This is a genomic window from Micromonospora zhanjiangensis, from assembly GCF_042650605.1.
In the GTDB taxonomy this organism is placed as follows: Bacteria; Actinomycetota; Actinomycetes; order Mycobacteriales; family Micromonosporaceae; genus Micromonospora_J; species Micromonospora_J zhanjiangensis.
Map to the genome: position 1 here is coordinate 66886 of NZ_JBHSBN010000025.1, position 17909 is coordinate 84794.

The 17909-nt window shown below is 75.0% G+C and carries 15 protein-coding genes; 8 read left to right on the forward strand and 7 right to left on the reverse strand.

Annotated elements, in window-relative coordinates:
• The first annotated feature begins 29 nt into the window (after positions 1-29).
• Positions 30-806 carry an alpha/beta hydrolase gene (locus ACFOX0_RS26855; RefSeq protein WP_377551008.1) on the forward strand — a complete coding sequence of 259 codons (777 nt, stop codon included), beginning with the start codon at positions 30-32 and terminating at the stop codon, positions 804-806.
• A gap of 27 nt (positions 807-833) precedes the next feature.
• Here the strand turns inward: ACFOX0_RS26855 and ACFOX0_RS26860 are convergent, their stop codons facing one another.
• Genes ACFOX0_RS26860 through ACFOX0_RS26870 form a run of 3 tightly spaced genes read right to left on the reverse strand, consistent with a single transcriptional unit; the run spans position 834 to position 3337 of the window.
• Positions 834-1640 carry a hypothetical protein gene (locus tag ACFOX0_RS26860; protein ID WP_377551010.1) on the reverse strand — a complete coding sequence of 269 codons (807 nt, stop codon included), beginning with the start codon at positions 1638-1640 and terminating at the stop codon, positions 834-836.
• A gap of 54 nt (positions 1641-1694) precedes the next feature.
• Positions 1695-1946 carry a hypothetical protein gene (locus tag ACFOX0_RS26865; protein ID WP_377551012.1) on the reverse strand — a complete coding sequence of 84 codons (252 nt, stop codon included), beginning with the start codon at positions 1944-1946 and terminating at the stop codon, positions 1695-1697.
• Positions 1913-3337 (reverse strand): serine/threonine-protein kinase, encoded by a 1425-nt coding sequence (locus tag ACFOX0_RS26870; protein WP_377551014.1) that lies wholly within the window; start codon positions 3335-3337, stop codon positions 1913-1915. The genes ACFOX0_RS26865 and ACFOX0_RS26870 overlap by 34 nt, the downstream gene beginning before the upstream one ends.
• Before the next feature lie 307 nt (positions 3338-3644).
• Between ACFOX0_RS26870 and ACFOX0_RS26875 the strand changes: the two genes are divergently transcribed.
• From ACFOX0_RS26875 to ACFOX0_RS26885, 3 genes are all read left to right on the forward strand, one after another.
• Positions 3645-4496 carry an MEDS domain-containing protein gene (locus ACFOX0_RS26875; RefSeq protein ID WP_377551017.1) on the forward strand — a complete coding sequence of 284 codons (852 nt, stop codon included), beginning with the start codon at positions 3645-3647 and terminating at the stop codon, positions 4494-4496.
• Complete coding sequence (locus ACFOX0_RS26880; protein WP_377551020.1) at positions 4490-5482, forward strand: anti-sigma factor RsbA family regulatory protein; 993 nt, start codon at positions 4490-4492, stop codon at positions 5480-5482. The genes ACFOX0_RS26875 and ACFOX0_RS26880 overlap by 7 nt, the downstream gene beginning before the upstream one ends.
• Before the next feature lie 89 nt (positions 5483-5571).
• On the forward strand, positions 5572-7257 hold the full coding sequence (locus ACFOX0_RS26885; RefSeq protein ID WP_377551022.1) for an ArnT family glycosyltransferase: 1686 nt from the start codon (positions 5572-5574) through the stop codon (positions 7255-7257).
• Here ACFOX0_RS26885 and ACFOX0_RS26890 read toward each other — a convergent pair.
• Positions 7254-7868 (reverse strand): hypothetical protein, encoded by a 615-nt coding sequence (locus ACFOX0_RS26890; protein ID WP_377551025.1) that lies wholly within the window; start codon positions 7866-7868, stop codon positions 7254-7256. The genes ACFOX0_RS26885 and ACFOX0_RS26890 overlap by 4 nt on opposite strands.
• A gap of 152 nt (positions 7869-8020) precedes the next feature.
• Positions 8021-8680, reverse strand: coding sequence for an acVLRF1 family peptidyl-tRNA hydrolase (locus tag ACFOX0_RS26895; RefSeq protein ID WP_377551027.1), 660 nt, complete (start codon positions 8678-8680; stop codon positions 8021-8023).
• Positions 8681-8817: 137 nt separating this feature from the next.
• Between ACFOX0_RS26895 and ACFOX0_RS26900 the strand changes: the two genes are divergently transcribed.
• Together ACFOX0_RS26900 and ACFOX0_RS26905 are read left to right on the forward strand one after the other, a co-directional pair.
• Positions 8818-9996: a metallophosphoesterase gene (locus ACFOX0_RS26900; RefSeq protein WP_377551030.1), complete on the forward strand. Its 1179-nt coding sequence runs from the start codon at positions 8818-8820 to the stop codon at positions 9994-9996.
• A 131-nt stretch (positions 9997-10127) separates the two neighbouring features.
• Positions 10128-12353 carry a DUF4153 domain-containing protein gene (locus ACFOX0_RS26905; RefSeq protein ID WP_377551033.1) on the forward strand — a complete coding sequence of 742 codons (2226 nt, stop codon included), beginning with the start codon at positions 10128-10130 and terminating at the stop codon, positions 12351-12353.
• 41 nt (positions 12354-12394) lie between these two features.
• Here ACFOX0_RS26905 and ACFOX0_RS26910 read toward each other — a convergent pair whose 3' ends face one another.
• Positions 12395-13516, reverse strand: a complete 1122-nt coding sequence (locus tag ACFOX0_RS26910; protein WP_377551035.1) for a hypothetical protein — start codon at positions 13514-13516, stop codon at positions 12395-12397.
• Positions 13517-13744: 228 nt separating this feature from the next.
• Between ACFOX0_RS26910 and ACFOX0_RS26915 the strand changes: the two genes are divergently transcribed.
• Positions 13745-15670: a glycoside hydrolase family 3 protein gene (locus tag ACFOX0_RS26915; RefSeq protein ID WP_377551038.1), complete on the forward strand. Its 1926-nt coding sequence runs from the start codon at positions 13745-13747 to the stop codon at positions 15668-15670.
• A 51-nt stretch (positions 15671-15721) separates the two neighbouring features.
• On the opposite strand, the gene ACFOX0_RS26920 is transcribed toward ACFOX0_RS26915, so the two are convergent.
• Positions 15722-16546, reverse strand: a complete 825-nt coding sequence (locus ACFOX0_RS26920; RefSeq protein WP_377551040.1) for an isocitrate lyase/PEP mutase family protein — start codon at positions 16544-16546, stop codon at positions 15722-15724.
• A gap of 240 nt (positions 16547-16786) precedes the next feature.
• On the opposite strand from ACFOX0_RS26920, the gene ACFOX0_RS26925 reads away from it, so the two are divergent.
• The gene (locus ACFOX0_RS26925) at positions 16787-17764 is read left to right on the forward strand and encodes a hypothetical protein (RefSeq protein ID WP_377551043.1); all 978 of its coding nucleotides are present in this window, start codon (positions 16787-16789) and stop codon (positions 17762-17764) included.
• Positions 17765-17909 lie beyond the last annotated feature (145 nt).

A 17909-nucleotide genomic window follows, 5' to 3' on the forward strand; every position in this document is an offset into this window, starting at 1 on the left:
GGCGGAGATCTGGCGTACCGTGGCGGGGCATGGCGCTGATGCGATGCGACTTCTTCTCCGAGACGCTCGGGTTGAACACCTCGATGACCGTGCTGCTGCCGCAGCGGACCGCAACCCAGATCGGCATGTCGGGCGCCACCCGCGACGGCGACCCGCCGGTGCTGTACCTGCTGCACGGCCTCAGCGACGACGACACCATCTGGCTGCGGCGTACCTCGATCGAACGGTACGTCGCGCCGCTCGGGCTGGCCGTGGTGATGCCGCAGGTGGCGCGGAGCTTCTACACCGACGAGGCGAACGGCAACCGGTACTGGACCTTCCTCAGCGAGGAGTTGCCCGAGCTGTGCCGGTCCTTCTTCCGGCTGTCCGACCGCCGGGAGGACACCTTCGTGGCCGGCCTGTCGATGGGCGGCTACGGCGCGCTGCGCTGGGCGTTGCGCGCGCCGCACCGGTTCGCCGCCGCGGCCAGCCTCTCCGGCGCGCTGGACCTGGCCCGTCGGACGGCCGACCCGCAGCGGCCGCTGGACCCGGCGATCTGGCGCACCGTCTTCGGCGACCGGCCCGTCGCCGGCAGCGACGACGACCTGTTCACGCTGCTGGACCGGGCCGACCCGGCGGAACTGCCGGCGCTGTGGCTGGCCTGCGGCACCGAGGACCACCTGCACGCCGACACCGTCCGGTTCGCGGCTGCGGCCGAGGCCCGGGGCGTACCGGTCGAGGTCGACCTCTCCCCCGGCGCGCACGACTGGGCCTACTGGGACGAGGCCGTCCAACGCGTCCTGGCCTGGCTCCCGCTGTCGACCTGACCCGCACCGCGCGGCGGCGAGGGGCGGTCAGCGGCCCGGGCAGCGGTAGGTGAGCTGGGCGCCGGCCTGGGCCGGGGACGGTTCGACGATGTTGACGGTGGCGGTCCCGGTGGTGCTGCCGACCCCGCTGAACGTCCACCTCAGGGTGAGCACGGCGGTCCGCTGGCCGCGGCCGACCCGCTCGTCGAGCAGGGGGCCGGGCGGCTGGCCGGAACGGAGCCACTGGTAACGGATCACCCCGCTGCGGCCGTTCGTGGTCACGGTGGCCAGTACGTCGACCGTGACGTCGCAGCGGTCGCCGGCCGGCTGCGGCACCGCCACGGTGACGCCCCGCACCTCGAGCGGGCTCAGCCGCTCCCACAGGTAGAGCCCGACCACCGCGACCAGCGCGAGGGTCACCAGTGCGGAGAGCGCCGACACCACCCGCCGCCACAACGGACGCGGACGACGCGGCGCGGCCGCGGCCGGCCAGGCGGGGGCGCCCGGCGCCGCGGCCGGCACTCCAGGCCCGAAGCGCAACTCACCCTGGGACGTCGGCCGTCCGGCGTCGCGCGGCGGCACCCCACCCCCGGGGTACGCCCCGGCCGTCGCGTCGTAGCCCGTGGTGACCGGCCGGGTCGGTGCCACGGTCGGCGCGCCGTGGACGGTGGCCGGCACCGACGGTGTGCCGGTCCGGTCCAGGGACACCGTGCGGTCCAGGGACACCGTGCCGTCCAGGGACACCGTGCGGTCCAGGGACACCGTCCCGTCGAGGTTGACGGTGGCTCCCGGATCGGCTCGCGGCGGCACTGCCCGGGTGGGCAGGGCCTCGGTGGGCTCGTCCGGCCGGGTCATCCGAGCCGTCCCCGGGGCGCGACGGCGGGTTGGGCAGCGGGCACGTCGTACTCCTCAGCCGGGGGTGCAGTAGTTGTAGAGGGTGACGTACACCGGCGAGGCCGAGGTGGCGGAGTTGCCGGCGGCGTCGGTGGCGGTGACCCGGACCGGGATGCGGGTGCTCGACTTCGGCATCTTCAGCGGGCCGAGGGTGCCCCGGAAGGCGTTCTTCCCGACCGAGGCCATCGACACGGTCGGCGTGGCGCCGCCCACGGTGTACTGGAAGGTGACCTTCAGCGCGGCCGGACCGCTGCGGTCGTCGTCCACGGTGACGGTGACGGTGCTCGTCTGGATGCCGTACGGGCAGCCCTCCGGCTCAGCTCGGTCGGGTCGGCGACCACCGGGCCGACCTTCGGGGCGACGGTGTCCGGCGGTGGTGGCGGGGAGGTGCCGGGCGGGGGCGCGGCGGTGGTCCGTACCGGTGGGCGGGTCGGCACGGTCGACGCGGACGGATCGGCCGTGGCCGTCGCGGTCGGGGTGGGGACGGCGGACGTGGTCGGCGTGGGACCGAAGGCCGGGGTGGGGTCCGGCGTCGGCGTCCCGAGGTCGGCCGGCGCGGCGGCGCCGGTGGGGCCGGTCGCGGCCGAACCGCCGGCCAGCGCCGGGGCGTCCTGGGCCGCGTAGCGATAGCCGGCGCCGCCGATCAGCAGCGCCGCGACGAGGGCCCCGCCGGCCAGCGCGGTCCGCTTCCGGCCGCCGTGGAACAGTTTCCGCAGGGTACGCGTCGCCGCGGTCCCCGCGCCGAGCGTGGTGCCGGCGAGGCTGGTGGCCCCACCGGTGCCGTCCGGGAACGGCCAGAGCGCGGCGAGCAGCGCGGCCCGGCGGGCCAACCCGGTCAACCCCCGCTCCTCCCAGTCCGGGCCGTACGCCGTGCCGGCCACCCGGTCGAGGATCTCCAGGAACACCTGGGCGGACTGCGGCCGGTCGGCGGGTTGCTTGGCCAGGCCGCGCCGGAGCAGGTCGTGCACCGGTTCCGGGGCCGGGTCGGTCGGAATCGGCGCGTTCGTGTGCTGCTCGTGCAGGGCGAACAGGTTCTGCCCGTCGTACGGGGGTCGGCCGGTCAGGCACTCGAAGAAGGTGGCGGTGGCCGCGTAGATGTCGCAGGCCGGGCTCGCCGGCGCACCGGTCCACTGCTCCGGCGCCATGTAGCGGGGCGTGCCGGTGACCCGGGCGCCGGAGTCCTCGCCGACCGGCAGGGCGATGCCGAAGTCGGCGAGCTTGCTCAGTCCCGCGCCGGTGACCAGCACGTTCTCCGGTTTGTAGTCGCGGTGCACCACAGCGTGCGCGTGCGCGGCGGCGAGCCCGGCGAGTGAACCCCTGAGCACGCAGAGCGCCGACTCGGGACTGGTCGGGCCGTGTTCGCGCAGTATCTGGCGCAGCGACACCCCGTTGACCAGTTCCATCACGATCGCCGCGCCCTCGGCGGACTCGACGTACTCGTAGAGCCGCGAGACGTGCGGATCGTCGATCTCACCGAGCAGCCGCGCCTCCTGCCGGAAGGCGGTCCGGAAGGACGGATCGTCGCCGAGGCCGCGGACCAGGTACTTGATGGCGACCGGCGTGCCGGTCGCGTCGTGGGTGGCGAGCACGACGGTGCCCGACGCGCCGGCGCCGAGCCGACGGACGGGCGTGTAACCGGACAGTTGCCAGTCGCTCATTCCGCCTCTCCGCTCCGCTGCGAGCCGACCTGCGCCATGCCACCCGGACGCTCGCTCCGCTCGCTCATGCCGCCTCTCCGCTCCGCTGCGAGCCGACCTGAGCCGTGCCAACCGGACGCTCGCTCCGCTCGCTCATGCCGCCCCTCCACGACGATGCGGGGACGGGTCACGAGCCCGCCTCGGCACTCATTGTCGTCGCGGCCGCAACACCGGCCATCGGCGGAACGGGTGCCGCCGATGGCCGGTAGGGGGCCTCCGCCCGGCAACGGCCGGCGACGACCGGCGCGGGAGCGCCTAGACTGTCCAGGTGGACCGGTCCAGACCGACCGACGACGACCCGCGGCCGACGCGGCCGTACGGGCACGTCTGCTGGGCCTACGACGATCCGGCCGGGCTCGCGGCCCGGGCCCGGGAGTTCCTGGCCGACGGGCTCGCCGCCGGCGAACAGGTCTGGTACGCCGCGCCCGACCCGCCCGACCCGGTGGCCGAACGGCTGCGCGGGGCGCGGGTGCTCGCCGACGGGTTCCGGCGCGGCGCCGCCCGGATCGTCCCGTTGAACGCCACCTACGACGCCGGTGCGGCCGTGGATCCGGAAGCCCAGGCCGCCGTCTTCGTCGCGGCGGCCGAGACCGCCCTGGCCGACGGGTACGCCGGCCTCCGGGTGGTCGCCGACTGCACCTCGCTGGTACGCACCCCGGCGGCCCTGGAAGCCTTCGCGCGGTACGAGCACGTGGTCGACCGGGAGATGCAGCGCCGACCGCTCGCCGGGCTGTGCGCGTTCGACCGGACCCGGCTCGACGACCGGATCCTGGTGGAGCTGGCCTGCCTGCACCAGGAGACCAACGTCGACGCGGCCCTGTTCCGGTTGCACGCCTGCGACCCGGACGCCGGCTGCGCCGCGCTGACCGGCGAGTTGGACCCGTCCACCCACGAGTTGTTCGCGCAGGCCCTGGACCGGGTCGATCCGCGGCCGGTCGACGGCCGGCTGGTGCTGGACGCCAGCGGCCTGCGGTACGTCGACCACCGGTCCCTGCTGCTGTTGCAGGACTTCGCCCGGGGGCGGCACGCGACCGCGGTGCTGCGCACCTCCCGATCGGCCGCGACGCGGCTCGTCGAACTGCTGGACCTGCCGGGCGTCCGGGTGGAGGCGGCGTGCTGAGCACGGACCCCGCCGCCGGCCGGCACGGCTGTCACCACGAGGCGATCTGCTACGACTCGGACGAGGAACTGCTCGCCGTCGCGGTGCCGTTCCTGACGGACGGCATCGCCGCGGACGAGCCGACCGTGCTCTCCCTCGGGGAACGCCGGGCCGCCCTGGTCCGGTCGGCGTTGCCCGCCGGGGTCGAGGTCTCCCTGGCCACCGGCGGGGTGATGTACACCGGGCCCGCCTCGGCCATCCGGTCGTACCAGCAGTTGCTGGCCGGCTACCGGGCGTCCGGGGCCCGGCGGGTCCGGATCGTCGGTGAGTTGCCGCCCGCCCACTTCGGCTCGACGTGGGACTGGTGGGCCCGGTACGAGTCGGCGGTCAACCACGCGCTCGACGAGTTCCCGGTGTGGTGCCTCTGCACGTACGACCGGCGACTCGCCCCCGCGGCGGTGCTCGCCGACGTGGGCCGGACCCACCCGTGGATCGCGACCGCCGACGGCCGGCGGGAACCGAGTCCGCACTACACCGACCCGCTGCTCTTCCTGCGGGAGAACCGTCCCGGACCGCCGGACCCGGTGCAGCTCACCGCGCCGGCCCTGGAGCTGACCGATCCGTCCCCGGCCCGGGCGCGGCACGGGGTACGCGAGGTCGACCGGGGGCTGTTGCCGGCCGACGACGTGGACGACCTGGTGGTGGCGGTCAGCGAGACGGTCACCAACGCGCACCGCTACGGGTGCCCGCCGGTACGGGTGCGCTACTGGACCGCCGACGATCGCATCGTGGTCACGGTCAGCGACTGCGGTGAGGGACCGAAGGACCCGTTCGCGGGCCTGCTGCCGACCCGCGACGGTGCCGAGGGCGGCCTCGGCCTGTGGATCACGTTCCAGTCGTGCAGCCACGTCACGATGAGCCGGGACGCCGGCTCCTACACCCTGCGGCTGACCGCCGGAAACCCGCCCGCCGGCGACATCCTCGGCGCGGTCGGCCGCAAGCCTTGACCACCTCTCTGTCGCGAGGTCGCACCGACCGGACGGCTCCCTTCCCGGCCCTGCGCCCGCCGCCGCGGTGGGCGCGGCCCCTCGCGGTGGTGATCCTGCTGGCCGGGATGGCGTTCGCGATGGTCACCGCCGCGGTACAGCAGACCCCCACGATCGACGAGCCGGTGTACGTCGGCACGGCAACCGCGTACCTGCACCAGCACGAGGTGCGGTACAACCCCGAACACCCGCCGCTGGCCAAACTGATCATCGCGACCGGGTTGGCCTTCGACCGGCCCACCCTCGACCCGGGGTTCGCCGGCGACCAGTCGGCGCTCGGCCGGCGGGTGCTGTACGAGTCGGGCAACGACCCGTGGCGGGTGATGCTGCTGGCCCGGCTGCCGATGATCGTCCTGACCCTGCTGTTCGGCCTGGTCGTGTACGGCTTCGCCCGGGACGTCACCGGCCCGGTGGGCGGCCTGCTGGCGTTGACCCTGTACGCCCTCTCGCCGGACGTGATCGCGCACGGGTCACTGGCCGGGCTGGACGTACCGGTGGCGGGTTTCCTGCTGGTCGCGGCCTGGTCGCTGTGGCGGGCCCGGCGCCGGCCGGTCCGCTACCTGCCGTTGGCCGGGCTGGCCCTCGGCGCGGCCCTGGCCACCAAGATGACCGCGCTGGCCGTGACGCCGGTGCTGCTGCTCCTGGCCGTCCTGTCCGTCTGGTCCGCCACCCGTCCCGGGCCGGACGGCACGGCCCCGGCGGCCGCTCCGGAGCGGCCCGGCACCGCGACCGTCACGGACGGACCCGGCGCCGGCCCGACGGACGGCGGGTCCGGGCGGCCCGGCGACGCCGGACGGCGGCTCGCGCTGGGGGTGGGGGCGGCGGCCGGGGTGGCGCTGCTGGCGGTCGGCGTGGTGTGGCTCAGCTACCTCGCCGTCGACCCGCGACTGCGCTGGACCCCGCCGGCCGGGCTGCCGACGGTGGACGGGCTGCGCGCCCTGCTCGTCGACCGGCTGCCGTTCCCGCCGTCCTACCGGGACGGGATGCGGGTGCAGTTCGGCTTCGAGGACACCACCTGGGGCGGGTTCCTGTTCGGTCAGCAGTACCTCGGCTCCCGGTGGTACTACCTGCCGGTGGCGCTGCTGGTGAAGACCCCGCTCGGGGCGCTGGCGCTGTGGCTGGTCGGCGCGGTGGCCCTGGTGGCGCTCCCCCGGCTGCGGCCCGCGGCGGCGTACCTGCTGATGCCGACCGCCGTGCTGCTGGTGGCGGCGGCGACCGGGTCGCGGGACCTCGGCGTCCGGTACGCGATCTTCGTACCGGTCTTCCTGGCGGTGGCGGCGGCCGGCACGCTCGCCGTCCGGCGCCGGTGGGCACCCGTCGCCGCGGGCCTGCTGGCGCTCGCCGTCGCGGTCAGCACGGTACGCGCGTTCCCGTACTACCTGCCCTACTCGAACGAGGCGTTCGGCGGCCCGGAGAAGACGTACCTGCGGCTGCACGACTCGAACGTCGACTGGGGGCAGGACCTGGGCCGATTGGCCGACCGGCTGCGGCAGCGCTACCCGGGCGAGCGGATCTGGCTGGTCTACAAGGGCGCCGGCGTGCCGTCCTGGTACGGCATCGACGCGGGTGACCCGTTCAGCGTCCCGCCGGACCAGGTGCGTGGCGTGGTGGTGGTGTCCCGCACCTGGATCGACAAGGCCGACGACCGGCTGCGGGCGCTGATCGCCAGCAGCACCCCGGTCGACCAGGTCGGCCACTCGATCACCATCTACCGCCGGTCCGGGCGGTCCGGTTAGTCGACCGCCGGACGCCGGGCGGCCAGGGCCATGCGCACCCCGAGGACCGTGAACGGCACCAGGAGCAGCAGGTCGGCCAGGTGGGCGACCATCGGCTCCCGGGGGATGCGGCTGGCCGGGAACACCACCGCGGCGACGCTGATCAGCACGCCGAGCGCCGGCGGCACGGCGCGCAGGCGGGCCAGCACCAGGCCGAGCACGAAGAGCGACAGCGGGAACAGCGGGCCGGGAAACCAGAACGCCAGGTACGCGGCGAGCGGGTGGAGATTGACCAGGCTCACCGCCTCGCTGTGCGGCACGCCGAACAACTCCTCCTGGATGCCCTGCACCCCGAAGCAGACCCCGCCGATCGCACCGTAGACGGCCAGCGGGAGGCCGACGGCGGCGTACCGCGGGACCCGGTGCTCGATCGCGCGGAACACCGCCACCAGCCCGACGATCCAGCAGACCGAGGCGACGACGATCAGGGCCCCGGCGACCGTCCCCTGGTACTGGTCCCGCCAGAAGAAGGTCGACCCGGCCTGGATCGCCGGAGCCGCCACCAGGCAGCCGCCGGCGATCACCGTGGCCGCCGAAGACATGTTCACCGCGTTCGTACCGATGAGATTCATGCCTGTGACGCTAGGCAGCGCGCGACCGTCGGCCATCCGACGTGCGGCGCGCCGGCATACCGCGATCGCGGTACGCCGGCCACCCGGTCCGCGGTAGCACCCGGGCGGGCTTGGGCGGACCGGAACGGGATCCACGCGGTCGTACGCGTGCCTCAGGGCACCAGGTGGATCCGGACCCGACGGGCGGTGACCGCCGCGGCTTCGAGCACGGCCAGCCGCGGCTCGGCGACCTCCAGCAGGTGCGGGTGGCGCAGCGCGGCCAGCGGTTCGAGCCGCCGGTCGGCGAGCACCGCGTCGACCATGCCCCGGTCGCCGCCGCAGACCAGCGCCCGGATCGCGGTGTCCGGGTCCGTGGCCGTCCCGGGGGCGTACGGCAGCAGCACCCGCGCCGCGAGGTCGGCCGTCCGCCCGGCGGCGGCGTCGGCCTGGTTGTCCCGGCGCCGCGCGTAGCGCTGCTGCGACCAGCCGCCGGCCGCGGTGCGGCCCTGCACGTAGTGGCGGTCGACCTTGGACGCGACGAGCTTCGTCCCGTCGGCGACCCCGACGGCGACGGCGCCCCGGCGGACCAGCAGCAGACCGAGCCGGGGCGGCCGGGTCAGCGCGGCCAGCAGCGCGTCGATGTCGGCCACCGCGTCGAGTCCGGGTGGCGGGTGCAGGGTGGCCCGGTCGCCGTTGCTCGCGCCGGTGAGGGTGAGCCCGTCCTCGGTGGCCCCGTCGTGCCGGCCGTAGAAGCCGTCCAACCAGCCGCGCAGCCGCTCCGGCGAGATCTCCACCCAGCGCCCACCACCGGCCGCCGGCCGTGGCTTCACCATCCGTGCCTCATCCACCCAGCATGGCAGCAGCGCCGCCGGACCGCCGACGCGGTCAGCGGGCAGCCCACGTCAATCCGCACGTGGTCGACGGTGGTCCGGCCGTGCCATGCTTCACGGACTCGACCCGAAGGACGGTCATGACTGCTGGCGACGCCGTACAGGCCCGGCCGGCGCGACGCTCGTTGCGCCCCATCGCATCCCTGCTGACCCTCGTCGCGATCCTCGCCCTGCTGTTCGGCGTTCCATGGTGGACACTGACCACCGGGCGGGCCCAGTGGCCGGCGCCGCTGGCCGCCGCCGGCAGCGCGGTCTTCGCGGTCACCCTGGTCGCGTTCCCGGTGCTGATGTACCTCGGTCACGGCCGCCGGCAACGTGACTGGGCCGCCCGTACCGGCGACACCATCCTCGGCCTGGTCTGGATCCTGTTCGTCTGGGCGCTGCTCGGCAACGTCGCGCGGCTCGCCCTCGCCGCGGTCGGCGTCGCCGACCCGGCCCGCTCCCGGCTGGTCGCCGTCGGCACCCTCGCCGTCTCGGCGGTGCTGGCCCTCTGGGGGTACGTCGAGGCGATGCGCGTCCCCCGGGTACGCCGGGTCGACGTCACCCTCGACCGGTTGGCACCCGGTCTCGACGGGCTACGGGTCGTGCTGATCACCGACACCCACTACGGCCCGATCGACCGGGCCGGCTGGTCGGCCCGGACGATCGCGAAGGTGAACGAGTTGGACGCCGACGTCGTCTGCCACACCGGCGACATCGCCGACGGTTCGGTGGCCCGCCGGCGAGCCCAGGCCGCGCCGCTCGGCGAGGTCCGGGCCCGGTTGGCGCGCACCTACGTGACCGGCAACCACGAGTACCTCGGCGAGGCCCAGGGCTGGCTGGACCACATGCGCGACCTCGGCTGGGAGCCGTTGCACAACCGGCACATCGTGGTCCGGCGGGACGGTGCCGGCCTGGTCGTGGCCGGGGTGGACGACCGCACGGCGGCGTCCTCCGGCTCGGCCGGGCACCGGGCCGACCACGCCGCCGCACTGTCCGGTGCCGACCCGGACCTGCCCGTGCTGCTGCTGGCGCACCAGCCGAAGCAGATCGACGACGCCGTCGCGGCCGGGGTCGACCTGCAGCTCTCCGGGCACACCCACGGCGGGCAGATGTGGCCGTTCCACTACCTCGTCCGGCTCGACCAGCCGGTGGTGCAGGGCCTGCGCCGGCACGGCCGGACCCAGCTCTACACCAGCCGGGGCACCGGTTTCTGGGGGCCGCCGTTCCGGATCTTCGCCCCCAGCGAGATCACCCTGCTCACTCTCCGCGCGGGGTAGCCCCGTCCCGCCGGACCGCACAACCGCAGGACCACACGGAGTGCGAGCGGCGCGCGGCGGACGGTCCACGGGACAACGGTGACGGTGCGTGACCCGTACAGTGTCGGGAATTGTCGATCGAGGAGAGCACCTTGTCCGAACCGACTCGGCCGCCGGACCCGGCGGCGCCACCCGCGCCGGCCGCACCCGCCGCCGTCGATCCGCCCGTCGGCACGACGCCGTACCTGCTGGTCATGCCGGCCACCGACGGCGCGCCGGGGGGCCTGCCGTGGCCCGGACCGCAGGACCAGCCCGGCTGGGCGATCCCGGTGACCATCCCGGCCGGCACCCGCGGCTACTTCGCGTTCATCCCGCTGGTGCCCACCGACGAGGCCGCGCCCGCCGTAACGCAGCAGCCGGCGCCGGGCGACCCGCAGCCCGTACCGTCGACCGGTCCGGCCCCGCGGGCCGCGGTGGCCCCCGAACCGACCCGGACCGCGGCGCCGGCACCCGGCGCCGACCCCTCGGCGCCGGCCGAGGCGACCGAGCGGTCCGCGCCGACCGAGCCCACCGACCGCCCGGACGGGCCGGCGGCCGACGCCCCGGCGAGCGCCTCGGACGGGCCCCGGTCGGACACCGCTCCGGCCGACCCGCCGGAACCGACCGCCGAGCGCGGGGCAACGACGCGGGACGCCGCCGCACCGGCGATCCCGCCGCAACGTCCGGGGCCGCCACCGCAGCCGGCCGCCGCCCCAACCGCGCCGCCGGCCGCCGGACCGGCCGCACCACCGGCGCACGGCTTTCCGCCGCCTCCAGGTTGGCCCACCGCTCCCGGTGCACCGCGGTACGGCCCGTTCGCCACCGCCCCGCCCCCGCCGTCGTTCCTGGCCACCCGGTGGCCGGGGCCGACGGAGACGCTGGGCCGGCTGGTGCCGGCCGCGGTGCTCGCCGGGGCGCTGGGGCTCGCGGTCTTCCTGCCGCTCGGGCACGTCGGCATCGGCTGGTTCCTCGCCGCGCTGACCCTGGTGGCCGGGGTCGCCGGCGCGGTACGGCGGACCACCGCCGGGCAACCACGCACCGAGCGCTGGGTACGTACCGGCTGGACGGTGGCGGCGCTGGCGCTGACGTCGGTGCTGGCCTTCCGGAACGCGTGGTGGCTGGTGACCTTCTGCGTCCTCGGCGCACTGGGGTGCGCGGCGCTGGCAATCGTCGGTGGTCGGGGGGTGCGCTCGATCCTGTACAGCACGGTCGCGGCGCCGTTCGCGGCCTTCCGTGGCCTGCCCTGGGTACGCCGACACGTCGGCGGTCCGGCCCGGCCCGCCCGGGTACGCCGGATCGCCTGGTCGGTCGTGGTCACCGTGCTGGTGCTGATCGTCTTCGGGGCGCTGCTCTCCTCGGCCGACGCCGCCTTCTCGGTGCTGCTCGGCGACCTGTCGCCGGACATCAACGGCGGCAGCGTGTTCCGTTGGGTCTTCCTGCTCGCCGTGGGCGGGCTGATCGCGGTCGCCGCGGTCTACACCATCAGCGCGCCTCCGGACCTGTCCACGGTGGACTCGCCGGGCGTACGCCGGCTCGGGCCGACGGAGTGGGCCCTGCCCATCGGCGCGCTGGTGCTGCTCTTCGCCGGCTTCGTGGCGGTGCAGTTCACCGTGCTGTTCGGCGGCCAGCAGCACGTGCTGAAGACCGCCGGCCTCAACTACGCCGAGTACGCCCGCAGCGGCTTCTGGCAACTGGTCGTGGTCACCCTGCTGACCCTGGCGGTGCTCGGTGCGGTGACCCGCTGGGCGCAGCGGGAACGCCCGGTCGAGCGGATCCTGCTGCGAGTGCTGCTCGGCCTGCTCAGCGCGCTCAGCGTGGTGATCGTGGTGTCGGCGCTGTCCCGGCTGTACACCTACCAGAAGGTCTACAGCTTCACCGGGGAACGCATCTTCGTGATGGCGTTCGAACTGCTGCTCGGCACCATCTTCCTGATGATCATGGCAGCCGGGATCCGGTGGCGGGGTGCCTGGATCCCCCGGCTGACCGTCGGGCTCGCGGTCGCGATGCTGCTGAGCCTCGCGGTGCTCAACCCGGAGGACTACGCGGCCCGCCGGAACGTCACCCGCTACCAGCAGGCCGGCAAGATCGACGCGTGGTACCTGCGGGCGTTGTCCGCGGACGCGACGCCGGCCCTGGCCACGCTGCCCGATCCGGTCCGCCGCTGCACGCTGAGCTGGATCGCCAAGGACCTGAAGGAACCGGACGCGTGGAACGTCTGGAACCTGGGCCGGGCCCGGGCGCGGGCCGAGCTGCGGCGACTCGGACCGGGTGCGATCGGCGGACCGCGCGACTGCCGGGCGGCCGACCAGTTCGACCTGCCCAAGACCCGTAACCGCTGACCATCCGGGGTGGCGCCGGTCCGGGATGGACCGGCGCCGCCTCAGGGCAGCAGGTCGGGTGCGGGTGGCCGGGGAACCGGCGGCGGTTCCCCGGCGGTTTCCCGGGTGACCGCCAGGTCGAAGTCGTCCTTGCGGCCGAATCCGCTGGTGAAGGCGCTCTCGCAGGTCATCGCGACGGTCTCGTCGTCGGCGTCACCGACGGTCCAGCACAACCAGGAGTCGGTCGGCCCGTTCCCGGCCGGGGCGGGACCGAGCAACTCGAACCCGAGGCCGGTCAGGTAGGCGGCGCTGTCGAAGCGGCGGCGACCGCCACCCGGCGGCACGGTGCCGACGGTGAGACCGGCCTCGGCGCTGAGCACCAGCAGGGCGTCCGGGTGCCGACGGTCGGCGAACCGCAGGCCGGTCCCGCCGCCGGCCCGCAGCCAGCGGACCCACTGGGCCATCCGCCAGATCCGCAGGTCGACCCGGTTCGCCCGGCCCTGGTCGAGCAGCGCCGGCCACAACCCGACGGCCCCGACGTCGGCCAGCAACCGCTGGTCGTACCCGGCGGCAAGCTCCGGTTGGCCGATCGTCCGGTACAGCCGGCCGGACAGCAGCGCCGCGTAACCGGCGACCAGTCCCCCGGTGGCCGGGTCGACCCGGCTCAGGTGCCCCTGCGCCTGCGGCACCCAGCCGAGCCGGACCGCGGTCGCGGCCAACCCGAGGTGCAGCCAGTCCCGGACGGCACCCTCGGCCCGCCCCAACCCCCACTCGTACCTGCTCCAGGCGGTCCGGTCGTCGCGCAGGTCGACCAGCAACCACCCGAGGTGCAGGGCGGCCAGGGCGGCGCAGCGGGGATCGACGGACCGCAGCGCGACGTCCAGGTCGGACCGGGCCGGCTGGAGCTGCCCCTCAACCTGGTTCAGGTGTCCCCGGTGCAGGTGGGCCAGCGCGACGGCGGGTTCCACCCCGGTCCCGACGGCCCAGTCCAGCAGCGCCCGGGCCTGCCGGTGGTCGCGCAACCCGTCCCGGACCGAGACCGCCAGCGCCACCGCCGCCGCCGCGCGTTCGGCGACCGGCCCCTCCCGGGTCCGCTCCCACAGCGCGCGGCGTGCGCCGTCGGCATCCGCCCCGGCCGCGCCCGACCCGACCAGCACGTCAGCCTCCCCCGTTCGTCGCGACACCCGCCATCCGCCGGACGATACCGCGCCGTCGGCCCGCCGGCCGGGGGCGCCGGCGACGGGCGGCCGGCGACGGGCGGCGGCGGGATCCGCCTCGCCACGTGCGCAGCGGATATCGCTGTGTTTAGATCTATAGGCTCCGTGGGAGCGCTCCCCCGGATGTCCGCCCCGGGTGGTGCCACGGACCGGCACCGACCACCGTTCCGCAGCCCGACATTCCTGGAGGACCAGGTGAGACGAATCCGATCCGGTACGCCCACCCGTCGCCGGTTGACCGGCACCGCCCTGCTCGCCGTCGCGCTGGTGGCCGGCACCGGCGTACCGGCGCACGCCACGACCCCGGACCGCTCGCCCGAGCGGCCGGCCTACCTGCGGGCCGACCTGCCGGTGCAGCGCCGGGTGGCCGACCTGCTGTCCCGGATGACGCTGGCCGAGAAGATCGGCCAGATGACCCAGGCCGAGCGGGGTTCGGTCGACGCCGACCGCGGCCAGATCACCCGGCTCCAGCTCGGTTCGCTGCTGTCCGGCGGCGGCTCGACGCCGACGCCGAACACCCCCGAGGCGTGGGCCGACATGGTGGACGCCTACCAGTCGTACGCGCTGGCCACCCGGCTGCACATCCCGCTGCTGTACGGCGTCGACTCGGTGCACGGCCACAACAACCTGGTCGGCGCGACCGTCTTCCCGCACAACATCGGCCTCGGCGCGACCCGCGATCCCGCCCTGGTCCGCGAGGTCGAGCACGTCACCGCCACCGAGACCCGGGCCACCGGCCCGCAGTGGGTCTTCGCGCCGTGCGTCTGCGTGACCCGGGACATGCGCTGGGGCCGCAGCTACGAGAGCTTCGGCGAGACGCCGCAACTCGTCGAGCAGATGGAGACCGCCATCGACGGGTTCCAGGGCAACGGCGGCCGGGACCTGGCCCGGCCGGACCGGGTGCTGGCGACCGTGAAGCACTACGCCGGTGACGGCGACACCCGCTTCGGCACGTCGACGATCGGCACCATCGACCGGGGCGTCACGATGACCGACTGGGCGCACTTCCGCGACGTCGACCTGGCCCCGTACGTCACCGCGGTGCGGCGGCACGACGTGGGCAGCATCATGCCGTCGTTCTCCAGCGTCCAGTGGACCGACCGGCCGGGCAGCGCACCGCTGAAGATGAGCGCCCACAAGGAACTGCTGACCGACGTACTGAAGCAGAAGATCGGCTTCGACGGCTTCCTGATCAGCGACTGGGAGGCGATCCACGAGCTGCCCGGCGACTACGCCACCCAGGTCCGGACCTCGGTCAACGCCGGCATGGACATGTTCATGGAGCCGTACAGCGCGCCGGACTTCGAGGCGACGTTGACGGCCGAGGTGGTGGCCGGCCGGGTGCCGATGTCCCGGATCGACGACGCGGTCCGCCGGATCCTGCGGACCAAGTTCGAGCTGGGCCTGTTCGAGCGCCCGTACACCGACCGGCGGCACCTCGCCGAGGTCGGCTCGGCGGCGCACCGGGCCGTCGCCCGCCGGGCCGTCGCGCAGTCGCAGGTGCTGCTGAAGAACACCGGCGGCGCGCTGCCGCTCAAGCCGACCCAGCGCATCTACGTGGCCGGGGTGAACGCGGACGACCTGGGCAACCAGGCGGGCGGCTGGACGGTGAGCTGGCAGGGCCAGTCCGGCAACACCGCCTTCCCGGGCACCACCATCCTGCAGGGCATCCGGCAGTCCGCCCGGCAGGTCACCTACAGCGCGGACGCGTCCGCGCCGACCACCGGCGCCGACGTGGGCGTGGTCGTGGTCGGCGAGACGCCGTACGCGGAATTCCTCGGTGACGTCGGCGTCGAGGGGCACACGTTGAACCTCTCCGCCGCCGATCGGGCCAACATCGAGAAGGTGTGCGGCGCGATCCGGACCTGCGTGGTGCTCGACGTCGCCGGCCGGCCGCAGATCGTCACCGACGAGTTGGTCAGGATGGACGCGTTCGTGATGTCCTGGCTGCCGGGCAGCGAGGGCGCGGGCGTGGCCGACGTGCTCTTCGGCCGCCGGCAGTTCACCGGCAAGCTGCCGGTGAGCTGGCCCCGCAGCGAGGCGCAGGAGCCGATCAACGTGGGTGACCGACACTACGACCCGCTGTTCCCGTACGGCTACGGCCTCACCACCCGCCGATAGTTCCAGCCGCGGTCGGGGCCCGTCGACGGGCCCCGACCGACCGGCCGGGACTCAGTCCCGCATCAGGGCGTTCAGCGTGCCGTAGTCGAGCGCGTCACCGAGCGCCGTGTACGTTCCCTCGGTCAGCGCCTCCCGGGCCGCGCGGCGGGCCAGCCCGTACGCCGCCTCGGCGACCGCGGAACCGAGGCTGACCCGGGCCACCCCGAGCCGGGCCAGCTCCGGCACCGGCGGGGCGCCCGGCCCGGCGAGGATGTTCAGCGGCGCCGCGACGGCGGACGCCAGGGCGGCGACGGTCTCCGGGTCGACCACCCCGGGTACGAACACGCCGTCCGCGCCGGCGGCCAGGTAGGCAGTGGCCCGTTCCACCGTCTCCGGCACGCCGCCGACCCCGCGCAGGAACGTGTCGATCCGCGCGTTGACGTACAACGGCACGCCGGCCGCGTCGGCGGCGGCGCGGATCGCGGCCAACCGTTCGCCCTGCTCGGCGACGTCCCGCAGCGGGGAACCGCCGGCGCCGTCGTACCGGGCGTCCTCGACGTTGACCCCGACGGCGCCGGCGGCCAGCACCGCGCGGACGGTCTCGGCGACCTCGGCCGGGGTGCTGCCGTAGCCGGCCTCGATGTCGGCGGTGACCGGCAGGTCGACCGCGGCGGCGACCCGGCCGACCACCTCGACGGCCGCGTCCCGGCCGAGGGCGTCGCCGTCCGGCGCGCCGAGGCTCCAGGCGACGCCGGCGCTGGTGGTGGCGATCGCGCGGGCGCCGGCGGCCGCGACGATCCGGGCGCTCGCGGCGTCCCAGGCGTTGACGAGCACCAGCGGCGAACCGGCGGTGTGCAGACTGCGGAAGAGTTCAGCTCGGGTACGTTGATCGGTCACCCGGCCAGTGTCCCGCCCGACCGGCCCCGCGCCGAAGTGATTCAGCTCCAGCTAAAACGACGTCTCATCCGAGTCTCCTGTGTAGACGGTTCCCGCGGCGGGTAGGCAGTCCGGAGGTCTCGGGCACCGGATCGCCGCAGCGCCGCGGGTCGATACGATGACCCGTACCCCGGTCGGCCGATTCCGTGCGAGGGCCGATCCGGTTGTTTCGTCGGGTCCGGTGTTGGCAAAGGAGAAGACGTGCACTCCTTTCTGGTCAACGTGTTGTGGGCGCTAGCCATCTGGCTGGTCCTGGTGGTCGCGGGTGTCGTGACGTTGGTGGTGCTGGCCAGACGCGGCCTGCCCGACCGACCCCGGCGGGAACCGCGGGAGGCGATCCGACGTACCGGACGGAAGGTCCGCCGGCCGCGACGGCCCAGCCGGTTGGCCCGGTTCGCGCGCCGGCTCGGCGGGCCGGCCCGCCGACGGGCCCACGAGGCGGCGGTCGTGGCCGGCCTGGCCGCGGTGACCGCCCGGTCCGCCCGGCAGGAGTGGCTGGCCGCCAGGCAGCGCGTCGCGCAGACCCGGCGGGCGTTGCACACCGTGGACGCCGGCCCCGCCGCCCGGGTCCTGCCGACCACCGGTACGGTCGGCCGCCCGGACGACGACGGGGACCGTGCCCGGTACCTGCACCGGATCGTGATGGCGGCCTACTGGCGGGCGGAGATCAGCTCGGCCACGATGCTGGACGCGCTGGCCCACCGCAACGGGTGGGACCCCGAGCTGGAGCCGGCCGAGCAGGACCGGGCCCTGAGCCGCGCCATCCGGGCCGACCGGGTACGCGCCCACCAGGCGGCCGTCGAGTCGGAGCAGGCGGCCTGGCGGGCCGCGATGGTCGCGGCGGCCGACGCCCGGCTGCTGCGGGACGAGGCGCTGGCCCTCGCCACTCCCTGGGCCCGGCGCCGGATCGTCCGCGGCACCGCCATCGCGCCGGTGGTCGCGCCCGACCCCGACGCGGACGCCCCCGCCGCTCCGGACAGCGACCCGGCACCGGCCCACCTCCGACCCGGCACCACCACCGTCGCCATCTCGCCCGCGCCCACCGTCGCCACCCTGCCGGCACCTGTCGCCGCCCACCCCGCGACGACCCGGCGCCCGGCCGGTGCGACCCGGCCCCGGTTCGTCGCCCTGCTGGCCCGCCGCCGCCGGACCGTACCGATGGGTGCGACGGTCCGTTGACGATCTCTCCGCCCTAAGGGACGGAGATTCCCTCCACGCTGCGCGTGGAACACGCGGCGTCCGGGTGGATTCCTGCTTCTCGGCGCGGTGCCGGCACGGGGTCCGGTCTTACCTGCGCTCCACAGGCGTTTGAGTTGTCCCAGCG

Excerpts from the sequence above, each read along its gene's own strand:
- ACFOX0_RS26855 (WP_377551008.1), top strand. The coding sequence starts at position 30 with ATGGCGCTGATGCGATGCGACTTCTTCTCCGAGACGCTCGGGTTGAAC.
- ACFOX0_RS26900 (WP_377551030.1), top strand. The coding sequence starts at position 8,818 with ATGACTGCTGGCGACGCCGTACAGGCCCGGCCGGCGCGACGCTCGTTG.
- ACFOX0_RS26860 (WP_377551010.1), bottom strand. The coding sequence starts at position 1,640 with ATGACCCGGCCGGACGAGCCCACCGAGGCCCTGCCCACCCGGGCAGTG.
- ACFOX0_RS26890 (WP_377551025.1), bottom strand. The coding sequence starts at position 7,868 with ATGAATCTCATCGGTACGAACGCGGTGAACATGTCTTCGGCGGCCACG.
- ACFOX0_RS26895 (WP_377551027.1), bottom strand. The coding sequence starts at position 8,680 with ATGGTGAAGCCACGGCCGGCGGCCGGTGGTGGGCGCTGGGTGGAGATC.
- ACFOX0_RS26870 (WP_377551014.1), bottom strand. The coding sequence starts at position 3,337 with ATGAGCGACTGGCAACTGTCCGGTTACACGCCCGTCCGTCGGCTCGGC.